The organism is Streptomyces sp. NPDC051315, assembly GCF_044455165.1.
Taxonomy (GTDB): Bacteria; Actinomycetota; Actinomycetes; order Streptomycetales; family Streptomycetaceae; genus Streptomyces.
This window is the reverse complement of sequence record NZ_JBITEN010000003.1, coordinates 513,580-531,869: the sequence shown is the minus strand read 5'-3', so window position 1 is coordinate 531,869 and position 18,290 is coordinate 513,580. Positions and strand designations below refer to the sequence as shown.

General features: G+C 73.5%; 16 protein-coding genes and 1 pseudogene. 1 reads left to right on the top strand and 16 read right to left on the bottom strand.

What is annotated here, in order from left to right; all coding sequences use genetic code 11:
* Nucleotides 1-129: 129 nt before the first annotated feature.
* From ACIBBD_RS08790 to ACIBBD_RS08755, 8 genes and pseudogenes are all read right to left on the bottom strand, one after another.
* Nucleotides 130-1,347 (bottom strand): cytochrome P450, encoded by a 1,218-nt coding sequence (locus ACIBBD_RS08790; protein WP_399418583.1) that lies wholly within the window; start codon nucleotides 1,345-1,347, stop codon nucleotides 130-132.
* Nucleotides 1,348-1,452: 105 nt separating this feature from the next.
* Complete coding sequence (locus tag ACIBBD_RS08785) at nucleotides 1,453-2,118, bottom strand: response regulator (RefSeq protein WP_399418582.1); 666 nt, start codon at nucleotides 2,116-2,118, stop codon at nucleotides 1,453-1,455.
* Nucleotides 2,115-3,473: a histidine kinase gene (locus tag ACIBBD_RS08780; protein WP_399418581.1), complete on the bottom strand. Its 1,359-nt coding sequence runs from the start codon at nucleotides 3,471-3,473 to the stop codon at nucleotides 2,115-2,117. The genes ACIBBD_RS08785 and ACIBBD_RS08780 overlap by 4 nt, the downstream gene beginning before the upstream one ends.
* A gap of 136 nt (nucleotides 3,474-3,609) precedes the next feature.
* Nucleotides 3,610-4,284: a response regulator gene (locus ACIBBD_RS08775; RefSeq protein ID WP_399418580.1), complete on the bottom strand. Its 675-nt coding sequence runs from the start codon at nucleotides 4,282-4,284 to the stop codon at nucleotides 3,610-3,612.
* On the bottom strand, nucleotides 4,281-5,771 hold the full coding sequence (locus ACIBBD_RS08770) for a sensor histidine kinase (protein WP_399418579.1): 1,491 nt from the start codon (nucleotides 5,769-5,771) through the stop codon (nucleotides 4,281-4,283). The genes ACIBBD_RS08775 and ACIBBD_RS08770 overlap by 4 nt, the downstream gene beginning before the upstream one ends.
* A 10-nt stretch (nucleotides 5,772-5,781) precedes the next feature.
* A pseudogene (locus ACIBBD_RS08765) lies at nucleotides 5,782-6,992 on the bottom strand (acyltransferase).
* Nucleotides 6,985-7,965, bottom strand: coding sequence for an alpha/beta hydrolase (locus ACIBBD_RS08760; RefSeq protein WP_399418578.1), 981 nt, complete (start codon nucleotides 7,963-7,965; stop codon nucleotides 6,985-6,987). The pseudogene ACIBBD_RS08765 and the gene ACIBBD_RS08760 overlap by 8 nt, the downstream one beginning before the upstream one ends.
* Nucleotides 7,966-8,552: 587 nt before the next feature.
* On the bottom strand, nucleotides 8,553-9,452 hold the full coding sequence (locus tag ACIBBD_RS08755; protein WP_399418577.1) for an alpha/beta hydrolase: 900 nt from the start codon (nucleotides 9,450-9,452) through the stop codon (nucleotides 8,553-8,555).
* A 222-nt stretch (nucleotides 9,453-9,674) separates the two neighbouring features.
* Between ACIBBD_RS08755 and ACIBBD_RS08750 the strand changes: the two genes are divergently transcribed.
* Entirely contained in the window at nucleotides 9,675-10,286 is a 612-nt protein-coding gene (locus ACIBBD_RS08750; protein WP_399418576.1) for a TetR/AcrR family transcriptional regulator, read from the top strand.
* Between the two features lie 13 nt (nucleotides 10,287-10,299).
* Here the strand turns inward: ACIBBD_RS08750 and kynU are convergent, their stop codons facing one another.
* The 8 genes from kynU to ACIBBD_RS08710 form a co-directional block, all read right to left on the bottom strand.
* The gene (gene kynU / locus ACIBBD_RS08745) at nucleotides 10,300-11,514 is read right to left on the bottom strand and encodes a kynureninase (RefSeq protein ID WP_399418575.1); all 1,215 of its coding nucleotides are present in this window, start codon (nucleotides 11,512-11,514) and stop codon (nucleotides 10,300-10,302) included.
* Nucleotides 11,507-12,346 (bottom strand): tryptophan 2,3-dioxygenase family protein, encoded by an 840-nt coding sequence (locus tag ACIBBD_RS08740; RefSeq protein ID WP_399418574.1) that lies wholly within the window; start codon nucleotides 12,344-12,346, stop codon nucleotides 11,507-11,509. Before ACIBBD_RS08740 ends, kynU begins: the two co-directional genes overlap by 8 nt.
* Nucleotides 12,347-12,517: 171 nt before the next feature.
* Complete coding sequence (locus ACIBBD_RS08735; protein ID WP_399418573.1) at nucleotides 12,518-12,931, bottom strand: DUF3151 domain-containing protein; 414 nt, start codon at nucleotides 12,929-12,931, stop codon at nucleotides 12,518-12,520.
* 303 nt (nucleotides 12,932-13,234) lie between these two features.
* Nucleotides 13,235-14,683, bottom strand: coding sequence for an MFS transporter (locus ACIBBD_RS08730; RefSeq protein ID WP_399418572.1), 1,449 nt, complete (start codon nucleotides 14,681-14,683; stop codon nucleotides 13,235-13,237).
* A 70-nt stretch (nucleotides 14,684-14,753) separates the two neighbouring features.
* Entirely contained in the window at nucleotides 14,754-15,785 is a 1,032-nt protein-coding gene (fbaA, locus tag ACIBBD_RS08725; RefSeq protein ID WP_399418571.1) for a class II fructose-bisphosphate aldolase, read from the bottom strand.
* Nucleotides 15,786-15,940: 155 nt separating this feature from the next.
* Nucleotides 15,941-16,489, bottom strand: coding sequence for an orotate phosphoribosyltransferase (pyrE, locus tag ACIBBD_RS08720; protein ID WP_399418570.1), 549 nt, complete (start codon nucleotides 16,487-16,489; stop codon nucleotides 15,941-15,943).
* Nucleotides 16,490-16,499: 10 nt separating this feature from the next.
* Nucleotides 16,500-17,306 carry an aldose 1-epimerase gene (locus tag ACIBBD_RS08715; protein WP_399418569.1) on the bottom strand — a complete coding sequence of 269 codons (807 nt, stop codon included), beginning with the start codon at nucleotides 17,304-17,306 and terminating at the stop codon, nucleotides 16,500-16,502.
* A gap of 38 nt (nucleotides 17,307-17,344) precedes the next feature.
* Nucleotides 17,345-18,256 (bottom strand): SRPBCC family protein, encoded by a 912-nt coding sequence (locus ACIBBD_RS08710; RefSeq protein WP_399418568.1) that lies wholly within the window; start codon nucleotides 18,254-18,256, stop codon nucleotides 17,345-17,347.
* Between the last annotated feature and the right edge of the window lie 34 nt (nucleotides 18,257-18,290).

Sequence of the window (18,290 nt, the reverse complement as noted above, 5' to 3'; positions counted from 1 at the left end):
CTCGGCTCGGGCGCCGACCGGTGCGGAGCCGTACCGGGATGGGACGGGCCGGAGTCGGACCGGGACGGGTCAGAGTCGGGACGGGGCGGACCGGGACCGGTCGGAACCGGGCGGGTCGGAAGCGACGAGTCAGAGTCGGACCGTGAGGCCCTCCAGGCCTCGGATGACGAAGTTCGGCTTGCGGTGTGGTTCCTTCGCCAGGCTCAGGGTGGGAGCCCGCTCAAGAAGGGCCGTCATCGAGGCCGCCAGCTCGATGCGGGCCAGGGGAGCGCCGATGCAGTAGTGGATGCCCGCGCTGAAGGAGATGTGCGGGTTCTCGGCCCGGGTGAGGTCCAGGCGCTCCGGGGCGGTGAAGACCGCCGGATCGTAGTTGGCGGAGCCGAACAGCATCGCGATCTCCGCTCCCCTCGGGATCACCGTGCCGTCGATCTCGATGTCGTCCAGGACCCACCGCTCGAAGAGCTGCAGCGGGGTGTCGTAGCGCATCAGCTCCTCCACGGCGGAGGGGACCAGGGAGTGGTCGGCGCGCAGGGCGGCCAGCTGGCCGGGGTTGCGGAACAGCGCCCACCAGCCGTTGACGGTGGCGTTCACCGTGGCCTCGTGGCCGGCGTTCAGCAGCAGGACCGCGGTCGAGATCATCTCCTGCTCGGTGAGCCGGTCCCCCTCGTCGTGCGCCGCGATCAGCCCGGAGATCAGGTCCTCACCGGGCTTCTCACGGCGGGCGGCGATCAGTTCCCGCAGGAACTGGGAGAACTCCACCGAGGCCCGCACCGCCTTCCGCGCGGTCTCCTCGGACGGGCTCAGCTCGTACATCCCGCAGATGTCCGCCGACCAGGGCCGCAGCTGCGCCCGGTCCGCCTCCGGGATCCCCAGCATCTCCGCGATCACCGCGACCGGCAGCGGTTCCGCGACATCGGTCAGCAGATCTCCGCCGCCCGCCGCCACCAGCCCGTCCACCAGTTCACCGGCCAGCCGCTCCACATACGGCTTCAGCCGCTCCACCGTGCGCGGGGTGAACGCCTTCGACACCAGGCGCCGGATCCGCGTGTGGTCCGGCGGTTCCAGGTCGAGCATCCCGTGGTCGTTGAGCGTGTGGAACGGCTCGTGCTCCGGCGGCGGTGCCGTCCGCCCGAAGTCCTCGTGCGAGAACCGGTGCTGGTACGTCCGCCCCAGCCGCCGGTCGCGCAGCAGCGCCGAGACGTCGGCGTGGTGCGGAACGAGCCACTGGTTCGTGGGCTCGTAGTGGATCACCCGGCCCCGGTCACGCAGTTCGGCGTAGGCGGGGTACGGGTCCGCGACGAACGCCGGGTCCCAGGGGTCGAATGCGAGAGCGGTAGGGCCTGACATGCCCGGACGCTAACCCGTCGGACCGGCCGCTGACCAGGGGTCCCGCCCCGTTCCCGGTCCGTTCCCGGTCCGGCGGGAGGAGGACCCTCCCGTGGCGGCCCGTCCCTAGCCCGGCGTCACCAACCGCGCCTCGTACGCGAACACCGCCGCCTGGGTGCGGTCCCGCAGGCCCAGCTTCACCAGGATCCTGCTGACATGGGTCTTGATCGTGGACTCGGCGACGACCAGCCGCTCGGCGATCTCGGCGTTGGACAGGCCCTGCGCGATCAGGACGAGGACCTCCGTCTCCCGCTCGGTCAGGACGCCGTAGGACGCCTGGGCGGTGCGCGGCAGGCGGGGGCCGTCGGTCAGCTTGGAGAACTCGGTGATCAGGCGCTTGGTGACGGAAGGGGCCAGGAGGGCCTCGCCCGAGGCCACCACCCTCACCCCGTCGGCGAGCTGGCGCGCCGAGGCGTCCTTCAGCAGGAAGCCCGAGGCTCCCGCGCGCAGGGCCTGGTACACGTACTCGTCGAGATCGAAGGTGGTCAGCACCAGCACCTTGGCCGTGCCGTCCGAGGCGACGATCTCCCTCGTCGCCTCGATGCCGTTCAGCTCGGGCATGCGGATGTCCATCAGCACGACGTCCGGAGCCAGTTCCCGGACGCGTTCCACCGCCTCGCGGCCGTTGACCGCCTCGCCGACGACCTCGATGTCCGGCATCGCGTTCAGCAGGACGGAGAAGCCCTCGCGGACCATCATCTGGTCGTCGGCGATCAGTACCCGGATCGTCATGCTCCACCCTCAGCCGCGGAGGACATCGCCACCGGCAGGAACACCGTCACCTCGTAACCGCCGTCGGGCGTGGTGTCCGCCGTCATCTCGCCGTTCAGCATGGTCACCCGCTCCCGCATGCCGGTGATGCCGTGTCCGGCGCCGGGTGACGGCTTCAGCAGGGAGGGGTTGGGCGGCGGGCCATTGACTATGCGCAGACCCAGGCCGCCGAGGACGTAGCCGATCTCGACGCGGGCGCCCGCCCCGGGCGCGTGCCGCAGGGTGTTGCTCAGCGCCTCCTGGACGATGCGGTACGCCGACAGCTCCACACCCTGGGGAAGTTCGCGCACCGCGCCGGTCACCACCTTCTCCACCTCCAGCCCGGCTTCCCGCACGTTCGCGAGCAGCGCGTCCAGCTCGGCGAGCGTGGGCTGCGGGGTGTCCGGGGCCTCGTAGTCCTCGGCGCGGACCACACCCAGCACCCGGCGCAGCTCCGTCAGGGCCGCCACCGCGTTCTCCCGTATCGTGGCGAACGCCTTCTCCAGCTCCGGCGGCGGGTTCTCCACCCGGTAGGGCGCGGCCTCGGCCTGGATGGCGACCACCGACATGTGGTGGGCGACCACGTCGTGCAGCTCGCGGGCGATGGTGGTGCGCTCCTCCAGCAGGGTGCGCCGGGAGCGCTCGTGCTCGGTCACCGTCTGCTGGGCCGTCACCTGCTGCTCGGCCTGCCGGCGTATCTGCCAGACGGTCACGGCGAGCAGGGCCAGCGCGGAGAAGACCAGCATCGGCGCGACGTTGGTGCCGTAGTGACCCCAGCTGAAGGCGGTCTCCGCGACGAAGCCGTAGGCGGCGGTCAGCAGCCACATCCAGGCCGCCGTGCGCGGCCGGGTGCGGATGGCGACGACCACCAGCACCACCAGGTGCGAGATGAAACTGCCGGGCAGCCAGGGCCAGCTGCTCCACGCCGAGCCGACGGAGGCGACGAGCGTGGTCGAGAGGAGCGACAGCCAGAACGCGCCGACCGGGCGGCTCAGCGTCAGCAGCACCGGTGCCACGACGAGCAGGCCGCACAGGACGGCCGTCGTGGTGCCCCCGCCGTCCGTCCAGGCGGTCAGCATCGCCACCACGCCGGCCGCCACGACCAGCGCGTGCGACCGCCAGGTCGCGTACTCCCGCTTGCGGCCCTTCAGCCGGCCGGTGAGGCGGCCGTGGGGCTCCCTGCGGGGCAGCGGGCGGTAGGCGAAGGCGTCCTGGAACAGGTCCTCGCGCAGGCCGCGCAGGGCGTCCATGGCCGCCCGGAACTCCGGGCTGCGCGGCCGGTAGGCGCCGTACGGGTTCTCCGGGGGCGTCATGTGCGTCTGCGTCGTCTCGGTCACGTGGAAAACGGTAGGCGGGGGCCGGTGTCGCGGTCGTCACCAGTGAGGGGGGTTCTGCGGGATCCCTCTCAAGTACTACGGGGGGCAGGGGCTCCCGTACTACGGGGGGCAGGGGCTCCCGCAGGTGGGGTCCGGGTCAGTATCCGGACGGTCTCACCAGGCCCGACTCGTACGCGAACACCGCGGCCTGGGTGCGGTCGCGCAGGCCCAGCTTCACCAGGATGCGGCCCACGTGGGTCTTCACGGTCTGCTCGGCGACGACGAGGTGCCGGGCGATCTCCGCGTTGGACAGGCCCTGCGCGATCAGTGTGAGGACCTCCGTCTCGCGTTCGGTGAGATCGCCGACGCGCTCCTTCAGCGGGGCGCGGGGCGTGCCGTCCAGCCGGGAGAACTCGGCGATCAGCTTGCGGGTGATGCCGGGCGCGAGCAGGGCGTCGCCGGCCGCCACGACCCGGACGGCCTCCGCGAGCTGGTCGGCGGAGGCGTCCTTCAGCAGGAACCCGGACGCCCCGGCGCGCAGCGCCTCGTACACGTACTCGTCGAGGTCGAAGGTGGTGAGGACGAGGACCTTGATGTGCGGGGTCGCGACGGTGATGCGGCGGGTGGCCTCGATACCGCCGAGCTCGGGCATGCGGATGTCCATCAGGACGACGTCCGGGGACAGCTCGGCGACCTGCGCGACGGCGTCGAGGCCGTCGACCGCCTGCCCGATCACCTCGATGCCCGGGTGGGCGTCGAGCAGCACGGTGAAGCCCTGCCGGACCATCTGCTGGTCGTCGGCGATCAGTACGCGGATGGTGCCGCTCGTCATGGTGTTCCTTCGTCGGTCGAGGGCGAGGCCTGGTCCGCGGCGGTGGTCCCCGGCGGGGTTCCGCCCGTCTCCGTCCTTGAGGTTCCACCCGTCGTCCGGGGCGGGTCGTCCGGGAAGAGCAGTTCGAGGCCCTCGGGGGTTCCGGGGTCGTCGGCGGACGGTGGTGCGGCGCCGTCCTTCGGGAGGAACGCCGACACCGTGAACCCGCCGTGCAGCGTCGGGGTCGCCGTCACGTGACCGCCCAGCATCGCGGCCCGCTCCCGCATGCCCAGCAGGCCGTGGCCCGCTCCCGGCGAGGGCCTCGTGGGACCGTCCGGGCGGGAGTTGGTGACCTCCAGGTGCACGCCGCGCGAGGCGTGCGTGATGCCGACGCGCACGCTGGAACCCGGCGCGTGCCGCAGGGCGTTGCTGAGCGCCTCCTGCACGATCCGGTACGCCGACAGCTGCACGCCCGGCGGATACCCGGACGCCTCGCCGCGGACCTCGGTGACGACGCGCAGTCCGGCGGCGCGGGTGTTGTCGATGAGGGCGTCGAGACGGTCGAGGGTGGGCTGAGGCGTGTCCGGCGCGGTGCCGGTTCCGGCCGCGCCGAGACCGTAGGGGTCCTCGGGGTTCTCGGAACGCAGCACGCCGAGGACCCGGCGCAGTTCGGTGAGCGCCTCCAGGGCGTTCTCGCGGATGCCGGCGAGGTTCTCCTTCAGCTCCTCGGACGGGTTGTCCACGAGGTGGGGGGCGACCTGGGCCTGGATGGAGATCACCGACATGTGGTGGGCGACCACGTCGTGCAGTTCGCGCGCGATGCGGTTGCGCTCCTCCAGCAGGGTGCGGCGGGCGCGCTCCTCGGCGGTGATGGTCTCCTGCTCGACGAGTTGGGTGCGGGCCTCGCCGAGGCCGCGGAAGGCGGCACCGACGAGGACGACCGCCGCGAAGACCGCGAAGGAGGCGAGCCCCGTCGAGGTGTACGTCGCCCCGCCGATCAGGCCCTGCACCACCCAGGTCGCCAGTCCGGTGCCGGCCAGCACGGCGAGGGAGACGCGACTGGGCACGCGGAGCGCCAGGAACAGCAGCACGATGGCGTGGGCCAGGACTTCGGCGGTGTTCCAGGGCCAGGGCGGACCGGGGAGCGGATGTCCTTGCAGGGCCGGCCGGGCGGCCACCGCGGCGACGACGGTGCCGGACAGCGACAGCGTCCACGCGGGGACCGGCCGCCACAGGGCGAGGACGACGGCCGCGCCCTGCGCCAACGCGGTCAGCACGCCCAGTTCCACGCCCAGGTCGTAGCGGCGCATCTGCTCCGTGCCGGCCAGGGCGATGCCGAGGGCGATCCAGCACACGACCAGGTACCCGGGCAGCCGCAGCCAGCGCAGGCCGCGCCAGCGCGGCGGAGTGCGGGTGGGGCCGAGGACGCGGAAGCGGTCGAGGCGGACGGGACGTGCGGGTGCGGGCGTGGCACGGTCGTGCGGGCTGCTGCTCTCCTCGCCGGTCACGGGCTCAACCCTAGGCACCGCGGGCCGCCTTCACTTCCCTCTTCTCGACGCGACGGTCGGCACGGACCACCCGGGACCGGCGGCCGTCGCGGCGGCGGGGCCCGTGTTCCCAGGAGCGGAACGCCGCCCAGCACACCGCCAGCGCCGCCGCGAACACCGGCAGCCACAGCAGCCGGGCCGCCACCCAGCCCGGACCGTCCGGCACCGTGTGCAGGCCGGGCAGGCGGCCCGCGAGGAGTCCCGTCGCGGTGGTCGCCATCAGGGCCGTCTGGTGCCAGAGGAGACGGTCATCGCGGACAGGTTGACCAGCGCCACCGCCGCCCAGGCGAGCGGGCGTCGCATGGCGCCACGCAGTCGGTCACGCAGCAGCAGGGCCGCGCCGCACTGCGCCAGGCCGAAGGTGACGGCCGCCAGCGTCGGCGGGTCGAGGTTGGAGACGGTGTCACCGGGCACGCCCACCATCGACGCCGGATAGCCCGCCCAGGCCACCAGCACCGCCGTCACCACCGCTCCGCCGGTGAGGAGCACCCAGCCCGCGCGTGGGCGCTCCAGTTCACCGCGCGTCCAGGCGGCGCCCAGGGCGTACGGGACCAGCCAGCCCGCCGCCACGTTCACCCAGCCGAGCCAGGAGGGGCCGCCGAGGCCGAAGCGGACCAGGTCCACATGGAGGACGACGGCCAGCGGCCACAGCGGGTTGAGGCGGGCCAGCAGCGGGGTCGCCGCCGTCAGCGCGGCGAACACCAGCAGGAACCACAGCGGGGACAGCGCGAGCTTCACCAGCGTCCGCGCCGTGACGAAGGACGCGCCGCCGAGCAGGAGGCAGAGGGTGGTCGTCGTCCACAGGGCGAGGAGGGCCGCCACCGGCCCGAACAGCCTGGACAGGCGTGCCCGCAGCCACGAGCGGTACGTGCCCCCCTTCGCGCGGGCCGAGGCGTGACTCCTCGTCGCCACGTGGCCGCCCACCATGAAGAACACCGCGAGGGTCTGGAACGTCCAGGAGACCGGGGCCAGCCAGGGCATGTGGGCCAGGGGGCTCGCGGCGCGGAGGGTGCCGCCGTCGGCGACGAGGGCGGTGACCAGCCAGTGGCCGAGGACGACGCCGAGGATCGCGAAGGCGCGCAGGGCGTCCACGGCCCGGTCCCGGTGGGCGGGGGTCGAGGCGTCGACGGCCCGCGCCGCCCGGCCTGCCGCGGTTGTGAGGGAAGCGAACCTCTCACGCACGGGTGACCTCCGTGGTCTCGCCCAGGACGATCCGGGCGAGGTTGGCCAGGGAGACCGAGCCCGGGCGGAAGTAGTCGCTGTGGCCGGCGTCGCCGGCGGTGAAGACCCGCGCGCCGAAGGAGGGGGAGACCGGGTCGGTGCCGAAGCCGACGGTGGTCCCGAACAGCTCGACGCTGACGTGTGGCACCTCGGCCACCCAGTCGTCGGCGCCCCGGGCCGCCCAGACCCGCGCGCGGGTGCGCAGGGCCGTGGCCGAGCCGGCACCCGTGCCCGGGCTGCCGAGGAGGACCAGCTCGTCCACGTCCAGGCCGGCCACGGCGCGACCGCACACCACCGAGCCGTAGGAGTGACACAAGAGGCTGACGTGGGTGTCCGGGCGGGTGAGGGCGCGCAGCCCGCGGAGGAACTCCCCCAGGCCCGGGGCCGCTTCGTCGGCGCGGTCCGTGGTGAGGACCGTGGAGCTGACCGTGCCCGGGGTGGTGTAACCGAGCCAGGCGACGACCGCGGTGGAGGTGCCCGCGGGCGCCTGCCCGGCGAGCCGCCGGTACAGGGACGCAGCGGCCTCGTGGAACCGCTCGTAGGTGTCCAGTGAGGTGTCGGATCCGGGCACGACGACCGCGACGTGGTCGGCGTGGGCGAGGTCGCCGAGGACCTCGGTCAGACGGCCGGCGCCGCGGCCGTCGTAGGAGAGGAGTCTGCGGGAGGGCACCGCCAGCGCGCGGTCCGCCGCCGCGCGGTGCGCGTCCCCGTGGGCCGCCGCCATCCGGGAGGCCAGCTCGGCGTTGGCCCGGTTCGCCGCGTACGCCCGCTCCAGCGTCGCCGCCGTCGCCGGGGCGAGGGCGGCGGGGGCCGGGGCGGGGATGCCCGGCCGGGCCGCGGCCGTGAGGGGGACCACCACTGCGGCGGTGACGAGGACGGCGAGAAGGGCACGGATCCCGCGCCGGTGGCGGAACACACGGCGGCCGGGGAGCACAGGCCGATCGGGGAACACACGACGGCCGGACAGCACAGTGCGACCAGGCACCACACGACGGCCGGACACCACGGCGCGACCAGCCCCCACACGATGATCCGGGAACTCACTACGGTCCGGCACCCCCTGCCCACCGCCGGCCGTTCCGCCCCCGCGGCCTCCTCGTGCCCGACGGCCCTTCCCCGCGCCGACCCCCATCGCCCGACCCTCCCCATCCGCTCCGCCCGGCCCTCGGGCGTCTCTGGTGGGGAAATTACGGATCAGCCGTCGTCGCTCGCGTCCCGCCGCAGAGCTGTCCTCGCACGTAGCTCTCAGGTACTACGGGTACGACTCCTACGGGGACCCGTCCTGCCGGCACGACTCCCACCGGCACGCGACTTCCTACCGGCACGGCTCCTACCGGCACGACCATGCCGTCAACGGGGCGGCCCGCCCGGCCTACGGGCACGCAACTCCCACCGGCCGGACGTCCTACCGGCACGACTCCTACGAGCACGGCTCCTACGGGCACGACCCTGCCGTCGGCAGGGCAGCGCAGCCCCCGGCCTACGGGCACGACCCTGCCGTCAGCAACCCGGCCCGCCCGCTCACCACGCCAGCTGGGCGATCTCCTCCGCCACCACCGCGCACGCGTCCGCCGCCGGGTCGATCAGCGGGAAGTGTCCGACGTCCTCCAGCAGCGTCAGGCCCACGACCTCCCCCGCCTTCGCCGCCGCGTCCGCGTACGACTCGGCGACCGCCTGCGGGACGACCAGGTCGGTGCGGCCCTGGACGAGGGTCGTCGCGATGCCGGTCGGCAGCAGCAGCGCGGGGTCGGCGTACGGCCGCCGTTCGACGAAGTGCTCGTCACCGCCGAGCAGTTGGCGGGGCGCGCCACCGCAGACGTCGAGCTTCTCGGCGACCTCGAAGTCGGCGATCGGGGCGAGGGCGACCACGCCCCGCAGCGCGGCGGGACCGCCGGTGCGCCAGGGCGCGTCGGCGGGCAGCAGGTGACGGGCCGCGGCCCACAGGGCGAGGTGACCGCCCGCCGAGTGACCGGTGAGCACCGTGCGGCGCGCGTCGGCCTGCGGCAGGGCCTCGCGGACGAGGGCCGGGAGCGCGTCCAGCGCGGCGGCGACGTCGTCGAGGGTGTCGGGCCAGCGGCCCGCGGCCGGAGACGCCCCGGAGGACTCGCCCTCCGCGCCCCTGCGGTACTCCACGTTGGCCACGGCGAACCCCCGCCGCGCCAGGAAGTCCGCGAACGGTGTGACGTGCCGCCGGTCGTGCGGCGCCCGCCAGGCACCCCCGTGCAGAACGACGACCAGCGGGGCGAGGCCGCCCGGGCCGCCCGCTCCCGCTGTCCCCGCCGTTTCCCGCGGCGCGTAGAAGTCGATCACCTGGTCGGGGTGGTCGCCGTAGGCGGCGGTGGTGTCGGGGTCGACCGCCGGGTGCGAGAAGGCCGACTCCTCTTCAGCGGCGGCCCGGGCTGCGACGACGTCGTCCGGCATGCTCCAACCTCTCAGCAACGAAACGTATTTGGACGGGACGGATGTGGCGGACCAGGTGGGAATTTCGGCCGTTGGCGGGGACGGTATCAGGCCCGTGACGTGCGCGGACACGGGGATGTCACGCTCGGTGAGGGGTAAACGGTTCTGCAGTTCCGTTAGGCTCTCCCTGCTGGTCCGTTCGCCGCCCGTACGCGCACCCCGGCGCGCCCCGAGGAGGCCGTGATGTCCACCGAGCCCGGCACCGTGCGCCCCGGCGGGCGTACCGCACGTGTTCGTGCGGCCGTGCTGCGGGCGGCCGGGGACGTCCTGACCGAGGAGGGGTTCCACCGTCTCGATCTGGCGGACGTCGCCCGCCGTGCCGAGGTGGGCAAGACGACCGTGTACCGGCGCTGGGGATCCGTGCCGGGACTGGTCGCCGACCTCCTCACCGACCTGGCCGGGACGCCGGCGCCCCGGGAGGAGACCGGGCCGGTTCTGGAAGACCTGCTGGCCAACGCGCGTGCGGTGCAACGCATGGTGGCCGATCCTCGTCGAGGCGCGGTGCTTCGCGGGGCGTTCGCGGCGGCGGCGTGCGACGGGCGGGCGGCGGGGGCGCTGCGGCGGTTCCTCGAGGTGGGGGTGGCACAGTGGGCGCCGCGCGTCGAACAGGGCGTGGCCCGGGGGGAGTTGCCCGCGGCCACGGACGCGGAGGCGGTCGTACGGGCGGTGGCGGCGCCCCTGTACCACGAGCTGCTGACGACCGGGGTGCCGCCCGGGCCTTCGGCGGCGGAGCGAGCGGCTCGCGCCGCGCACGCCGCCGCCGTGGCCGGGGTGCACCTGCTGCCACCGCGCTGACCGGGCGAAGGCCTCAGCCCTCCAGCGCCTCCCCCAGCACCTCCCCCAGCACCTCCCCCAGCACCCGCGCCGCCCGTTCCACGTCCGCATAGCCCACGTACAGCGGGGTGAAGCCGAAGCGGAGGACGTCCGGGTGGCGGAAGTCGCCCACGACGCCCCGTTCGATCAGGCGCTTCATGATCTTGCCGGCGTCGTCGCAGCGCAGCGCCACCTGGCTGCCCCGCTGCTCGTGGGCGACCGGTGTCAGGGATGCGACCCGGCCCCGCGGGACGTACGCCCCGACACACTCCAGGAAGAAGTCGGTCAGGGCGAGGGACTTGGCGCGGACCGCGTCGATCGACACGCCCTCCCAGACGTCGAGGGCCGCCTCCAGCGCGAGCATGGACAGGATGTCGGGCGTTCCGACGCGCCCGCGCAGGGCGCCCGCGGCCGGCTCGTAGGCGGGGCGCATGCCGAAGGGCTCGGCGTGCGAGTTCCAGCCGGGCAGCGGGGAGTCGAAACGGTCCTGGAGGTCGCGTCGTACATACAGGTACGCCGGTGATCCCGGGCCGCCGTTCAGGTACTTGTAGGTGCAGCCGACCGCGAGGTCCACGCCGTGCTCGTCGAGGCCCACCGGCAGGGCGCCCGCGCTGTGGCACAGGTCCCAGACGGCGACCGCGCCCGCCGCGCGCACGGCGGCGGTCAGCCCGGGCAGGTCGTGCAACCGGCCGGTGCGGTAGTCGACGTGGTTCAGCAGCACCGCGGCCGTACGCTCCGACAGGGCCGCCGGCACCTCCGCCGGGACCACGGGACGGATCCCGCACCCGGTCATCCGGGCCGCCGACCCGGCGATGTACCCGTCCGTGGGGAAGGTGGTCGCGTCGACGAGGATCTCGTCCCGGCCCTCTCCCGCCAGCCGCACGGCACCCACCAGTGCCTTGAAGACGTTGACGCTCGTGGAGTCGCCCACGACGATCTGGCCCGGCCCGGCGCCCACCAGCGGGGCGATCCGGTCGCCGATCCGCTCCGGCGCCGTCCACCAGCCGCTCTCCTCCCAGGAGCGGATGCGCAACTCGCCCCACTGTCGGCGTACGACGTCCTCGACGCGCCCGGGGACGGAGACCGGCAGCGCGCCCAGCGAGTTGCCGTCGAGATAGACGACCTCGTCCTCCAGGACGAACGCGGCGCGCAGGGAGGCCAGTTCGTCACCGGCGTCCAACTCCCGTGCCTTCAGGGTCGGTTCAGACATGGGATCGTGCCGTCCACAGCTCGGGGAACACGTTCTTCTGCGCGCGCTTCTCCAGCCACGCCACCCCGGCGGAGCCGCCGGTGCCGGCCTTCGCGCCCATCGCGCGGCGGGTGGCGACGAGGTGGTCGTTGCGCCAGCGCCACACCAGCTCGGCGACATCGGTCAACGCCTCGCCGAGACGGGCGAGTTCGTCGCTCTCGTCACCGGCGTAGAGCGCGGTCCACACCGCCTCCACCTCCGGCGACGGCTCGTACCGGCGTGAGACGTCACGCTGGAGGACGGACTCCGGGATCGCGTGCCCGCGGCGGGCCAGCAGCCGCAGCACCTCGTCGTACAGGCTCGGCTCGTGCAGCGCCTTCTCCAGCTCGGCGTGGACGCGGGGCGCGCCCCGGTGCGGGACCAGCATGGACGCGGACTTCTCGCCGAGCAGGAACTCCATCCGCCGGTACATCGCCGACTGGAAGCCGGAGCCCTCACCGAGGGCGGAGCGGTACGCGTTGAACTGGGCCGGCGTGAGCTGTCCGAGCGGCTTCCAGGAGGCGTTCAGCGCCTCGAGCTCCCGTACCGAACGCTTCAGCGCGGCGATCGCCACCGGCACCCGGTCCTCGCGCAGGGCCTGCGCCGCCGTCTCCCACTCGTGGACGACGACCGTGAACCACAGCTCCATCACCTGGGTCGTGACCAGGAAGACCATCTCGCCGGGATCGTCGGAGAGGGTCTGCTGGAGGTGGGTGAGCACGTCCGCCTTGACGTAGTCCTCGTACGGCGTCGTGCCGGCGAAATCGAGATGCGGGGTCTCGGGCTCGTGAGCCACATGAGCCTCATGGGACATCGCTGTCTCCTGTTGTGTACTCCGGGTAGCGGTCCGCCCCTGCCGTTACCGACACGGGGGCCCCGGTCCCCAACGGCATCCTCCGCAATCGTCACCCGAAAGTGCAAGGCCCGCCTGGTCACACAGGCGGGCCCGCAACTCGAAGAGCAGCCCGACAGGGCTACGGACGGGTCAGCCCAGCGTGCGGGCCGCCGTGGGCGAGGAGTCCTGCAGGAACTGCGTGCAGCGCTCGTACTCCTCCTGCTCGCCGATGGCCTGCGCGGCGCGGGCGAGGGCGTGCAGGGCGCGCAGGAAGCCGCGGTTCGGCTCGTGCTCCCAGGGGACCGGGCCGTGGCCCTTCCAGCCGTTGCGGCGCAGCGCGTCCAGGCCGCGGTGGTAGCCCGTACGGGCGTACGCGTACGACTCCACCACGCTGCCCCGCTCGAACGCGTCGTCCGCGAGCTGGGCCCAGGCGAGGGAGGAGGTGGGGTACTTGCCGGCGACGTCGGCGGGGGCCGTGCCGTTGGCGAGGAGCTCACGGGGCTCCGGGTCGTCGGGGAGGTGGGTCGGGGGCGGGCCCCCGAGGAGGTTCTCGTGAATGGACATGGGTCCAGTCTGGAGGATCCGTCCCCGGGACGGGGGCGCGGGCCACGTGCATGCCCCGCGCGTCGACGACGGCCACGGTGCCGACGACGGCGACCGGCCCTTCGACGACTACCGCCCCCCGCCGGCACCTCCCTCGCCGGCTACCGTCCTACCGACGACAACCGCTGCACCGCCCGCTGACGTCCCACCGCCGGCAACCGCCCCACCGAAGGCCACCCGCCTCACCGAAGGCCACCGGCCCCACCGAAGGCCACCCTCCCCACCGACGGCGACCATCCCGCCCAAGGCCCCGTCCCACACCCGCTACCGCCCCGCCTCCAGCGGCGGAGCCGTCACGCTCGCGTGCCTACGGCACTCCGGCTTACAGCAGTCCGCCCCCGGTCGGCGCACCATCGCGAAGGCGAGCGCCGCCCCCGCCACCAGCACCACCGCGCACACCACCATCGCCCGCCGGAAGGCGCCGTCGAAGGCGGCCGCCGAGCGGTACGCCTCCGCACCCATCCCGGTCAGCAGCGGCAGCGCGGCCACCGCGACCAGACCCGCCGCGCGCGCCGCCGCGTTGTTGACGCCGCTGGCCAGGCCCGCGCGGGAGACGTCCACCGAGGCCAGGACGGTCGCGGTGAGCGGGGCGACGAGGGTGACCATGCCGAGGCCGAGGACCAGGACGGCGGGCAGGACGCCGGCGGCGTAGGAGGCGTCCGGTCCGGCCCGGAGCATCAGGAGCATGCCCACGGCACAGAGCAGGGGGCCCACCGTGAGCGGGATGCGCGGGCCGATCCGGTCGGCCAGCTCGCCGGACCTCGCGGACAGCAGCAGCATCAGCACGGTCGCCGGCAGCAGTGCCGTACCGGCGCCGAGGGCGGAGTAGCCGACCACGACCTGGAGCTGGATCACGGAGAGGAAGAAGAAGCCGCCGAAGGCCGCGTACACGCACAGGGTGACCAGGTTGACGGCGGTGAACTGGCGGGAGGCGAAGATGTCCGGCGGCATCATCGGATCCGGCCGGCGCCGCTCGACGTATCCGAAGGCGACCCCCGCGGCGACACCGCCCGCCCCGGCGAGGGCGGCGGCCCGCGGGGACTCCCCCGCCTCGATCAGCGCGTACGTCACCAGCCCGAGCGCCAGCGCGCCCAGCACCGCGCCCAGGACGTCGAAGCCGCCGTGCGTCCGTCCTCCCGCCGACTCGGGCACCTGCCGCAACGCCACCGGCACGCACAGCAGGGCCAGCGGCACGTTCAGCAGGAACACCCACCGCCAGCCCGGCCCGTCCACCAGCCAGCCGCCCACGAACGGGCCGACGGCCGCCCCGACCCCGCCGAACCCGGACCACAGGCCCACGGCCCGGCCCCGGTCGTCGGGGTGGAAGGAGGCCTGGATGAGGGCGAGGGAGCCGGGTGTGAGGAGCGCGCCGCCGATGCCCTGCAGGGCCCGGGCGGCGACGAGCACGCCCTCGTTCGGGGCGAGCCCGCACAGCAGCGAGGAGGCGGCGAACCACACCACCCCCACCACGAAGACCTTCCGCCGGCCGTAGCGGTCGCCGAGTGAGCCGCCGAGCAGGATCAGGGCGGCCAGGGTCAGCATGTACGCGTTGACCGTCCACTGGAGGGCGGCGAGGCCGGCGCCCAGGTCACGGCCGATGCGGGGCAGGGCGACGTTGACGACGGTCGAGTCCAGCAGGGCCATGCTGGAGCCGAGGACCGTGGTGAGCAGAATCCACTTGCCCTGCGGTGAGGCCAGCCGGACGTCGGGCATGGTCCCAGGTATACAGCGAGCCCGGTGCCGAAGCACCGGGCTCGTCGTGAGCCGCCTGTCGGGCCAGGGGTTACTTGATCTTCGTACCGGCCGACCGCAGGTGCTGCGTGGCCTCGAGGACGCGCGCGGCCATGCTCGCCTCGGCCAGCTTGCCCCAGGTCCGCGGGTCGTAGGTCTTCTTGGAGCCGACCTCGCCGTCGACCTTCAGGACGCCGTCGTAGTTCTTGAACATGTGGTCGGCGACGGGACGCGTGAAGGCGTACTGGGTGTCCGTGTCGATGTTCATCTTGACGACGCCGTTCTCCAGCGCGGTCGCGATCTCCTCCTCCGAGGAGCCGGAGCCGCCGTGGAAGACGAAGTCGAACGGCTGCGAGCCGGCCGGCTTGCCGTACTTCGCGGCGACGCCCTCGTTGAGCTCCTTCAGCAGCTCGGGGCGGAGCACGACGTTGCCCGGCTTGTACACGCCGTGGACGTTGCCGAAGGACGCGGCCAGCAGGTAGCGGCCCTTCTCGCCCAGGCCGAGGGCCTCGACGGTGCGGACGGCGTCGTCGACGGTCGTGTAGAGGGAGTCGTTGATCTCGTGGGAGACGCCGTCCTCCTCACCGCCGGTCGGGGTGATCTCGACCTCGAGGATGATCTTCGCGGCGGCGGCGCGGGCGAGCAGCTCCTGCGCGATGTCCAGGTTGTCGGCGAGGGTCTCGGCGGAGCCGTCCCACATGTGCGACTGGAAGAGCGGGTTGCGGCCGGCCTTCACCCGCTCCTCGGAGATCGCGAGCAGCGGGCGTACGTACCCGTCGAGCTTGTCCTTGGGGCAGTGGTCGGTGTGCAGGGCGACCGTGACCGGGTACTTCTCGGCGACGATGTGCGCGAACTCGGCGAGGGCGACCGCGCCCGTCACCATGTCCTTGCTGTACTGGCCGCCCAGGAACTCGGCGCCGCCCGTCGAGATCTGGATGATGCCGTCGCTCTCCGCCTCCGCGAAGCCGCGCAGAGCCGCGTGCAGGGTCTGGGTCGAGGTGACGTTGATGGCCGGGTAGGCGAACTTGCCTGCCTTCGCCCGGTCGAGCATCTCGTTGTAGACCTCGGGGGTTGCGATGGGCATTCGTCCGCTCCTTGGGTGTGCGGGTTGGCGTTCTGCGTTTACGGCCCTGACCTAGACCTTGGGTGCGACGTCATCGTCGTCCCCATCTTTCCAGAGATGCGCGGATGGTCCATGCCTGGTCCGCGCGCTGGTCAAGTCCAGGTCAAACGGGCTCGTCAGTCCAGACCCAGTTCATCCTTCGAGAAGGCGAACAGGTACGGCACCCCGGCGCCCTCCTGGATCTTCTCGGCGGCGCCGGTCGCGCGGTCCACGATGGTGGCGACGGCGACGACCTCGGCGCCCGCCTCACGCACCGCCTCGACGGCGGTCAGCGGCGAACCACCGGTGGTCGAGGTGTCCTCGACGACCAGAACCCGGCGGCCCTTGATGTCCGGCCCCTCGACCCGCCGCTGGAGCCCGTGCGCCTTCGCCGCCTTGCGTACGACGAAGGCGTCCAGCGTGCGGCCGCGGGCGGCGGCGGCGTGCAGCATCGCGGCGGCGACCGGGTCGGCACCCATGGTCAGACCGCCCACGGCGTCGAAGTCCAGCTCGGCGGTCAGGTCCAGCAGCACCTGGCCGACCAGCGGAGCGGCCTGCCCGTCGAGGGTGATGCGGCGGAGGTCGACGTAGTAGTCCGCCTCCAGGCCCGACGACAGGGTCACCTTGCCGTGCACCACGGCCTTGTCCTTGATCTGCTGCAGCAGCGCGCCGCGTGTGTCCGTCATGCCGACCAGCTTAGAGGCGGGTCCAGCTCCAGGTGGTGGTGGCCTCCAGCGGCTCCAGGGGCGTGACCAGGCGCGGAAGGGTGTTCAGCCCGTCGGGCGGGCCGGTCTGCGGCTCCACGCACACGGCGGCCTCCTGCTCGTCGTAGACGACGACCCACTGCTCGGGGCTGCTCACCCTCAGCTCCAGGCGTCCCGGCCAGGTGAGGGTGACGTCGACGCCGTCCGGCATGCCGAAGCAGTCGTCCCAGGGCCCCGGCTTCGGCTCGACGCGGTTGCCGGTGGGCAGGTGGTCGTCGCCGCGCTCCTCCTGCCAGGCGGGGGAGAAGTCGAGCCGCACGCCCTCACCGGCCCTGCCGTCCTCGCGGGCGAGGGTCCGGTTGAACCACGGGTGCCAGCCGATCTGCGCCGGGAAGGACGACCCGTACGTCTCCACCGCCATGGACAGGGTCAGCGCGTCCTCGGTCAGCGCGACGATCTGCGTGACCCGCCCGGGGTAAGGCCAGGGCTCCACCAGGTCGTACGTCAGGACCGCCTCGTCCGCCGAGCTGCGGGCCACCCGCCAGGCGCCGTCGCGGACGGTGCCGTGGATGGCGTGCGGCGGGGAGTTCAGGGGCATCTGGTGGACGGTCGCGCCGTCCCGGAAGCGGCCGTCCCTGATCCGCCCGCACCAGGGGACCATCGGGAAGCAGCCGAACCGTTCCCCCTGCCGCAGCAGCTCCGTACCGCCGACGCGCAGCCCTCCGACCCGTCCGCCGTTGCCGGGCTGCACGGTCACCTCCGCGTCGCCCGCGGTCAGCGTGATGTCTTCGTTACTCACGGGACGACCCTACCCAGGCGATCAAGAGGGCGTCGGGGTCAGCGGCGGCGGCGCAGCGCCCTGCCCACCACGATCGCCGACGCCACGACGAACGCGGCGGCCGGGGCCGCCCAGCGCAGGGTGCTGTGGGGGGCGACGGTCTGCGGCGCCGGGACCGGTGCGTACCGGCCGCGCGGCGGGGCGTGGTCGACCTCCTCCGCACTGCGCCCGATCATCGTCCGGCGCGCGTGCGCGGCTTCGGCGGGGGCTTCGGCGGAGGACGGGAAGTCGTCCACGTCGTCCACCCCCTCGTCCACGTCGTCCACGTCGTCCACGTCGTCGACATCGTCGGCGTCGCCCACGGCCTCCCGGTCGTCGACGCCGTCGAGGCCCGCCCGAGGGACCTCGTCCTCGGAGACGGCCGGTGCCCCGTCACCGGGCGCCGGCGTCTCCCGTACGGCCGTGCCCTCGGCCTGGTCCGGAGCGGCCTCCCCGGCCGTGCCCTCGGCCTGGCCCGGAGCGGCCTCCCCGGCCGTCCCCGGTTCCGCTCCCGCCACCGTCCCGAGGCTCTCCGCGAAACGGTTCAGCAGCCGTACGACCGCCCCGTCCACCGCCTCCGCGGGGAGTTCGGTGATCCGGCCGTCCGCGGAGGCCGTGCCCTCGACGCGGAGCGTGGTGCCGCCGTCGGACTCCGCGAGCCGCACGGTGAGCGCGAGCTTGACCGCACCCGTCCCGCGGGCCTCGGTCGCGTCGCCCTCCACGGCGTACGCGCCGTCCTCGCGGGCGGTGACGCGCAGGGTGCCCCGGTAGGTGATGGTGTGGCCGCCGACGCGGACCTTCAGCCGGCCGGCGACGGGATCGCTGCCGGCGTCCTGCTGGAGCCCGGGAACCGCCCGGGCCACCCGCGCGGGATCGGCGAGCGCCGCCCGCAACCGCTCGACCGGAACCGGAACGAACACCTCTTGCTCCATAGCTGCGGAGCCTACCCAGGGGCGCGGCGGTACA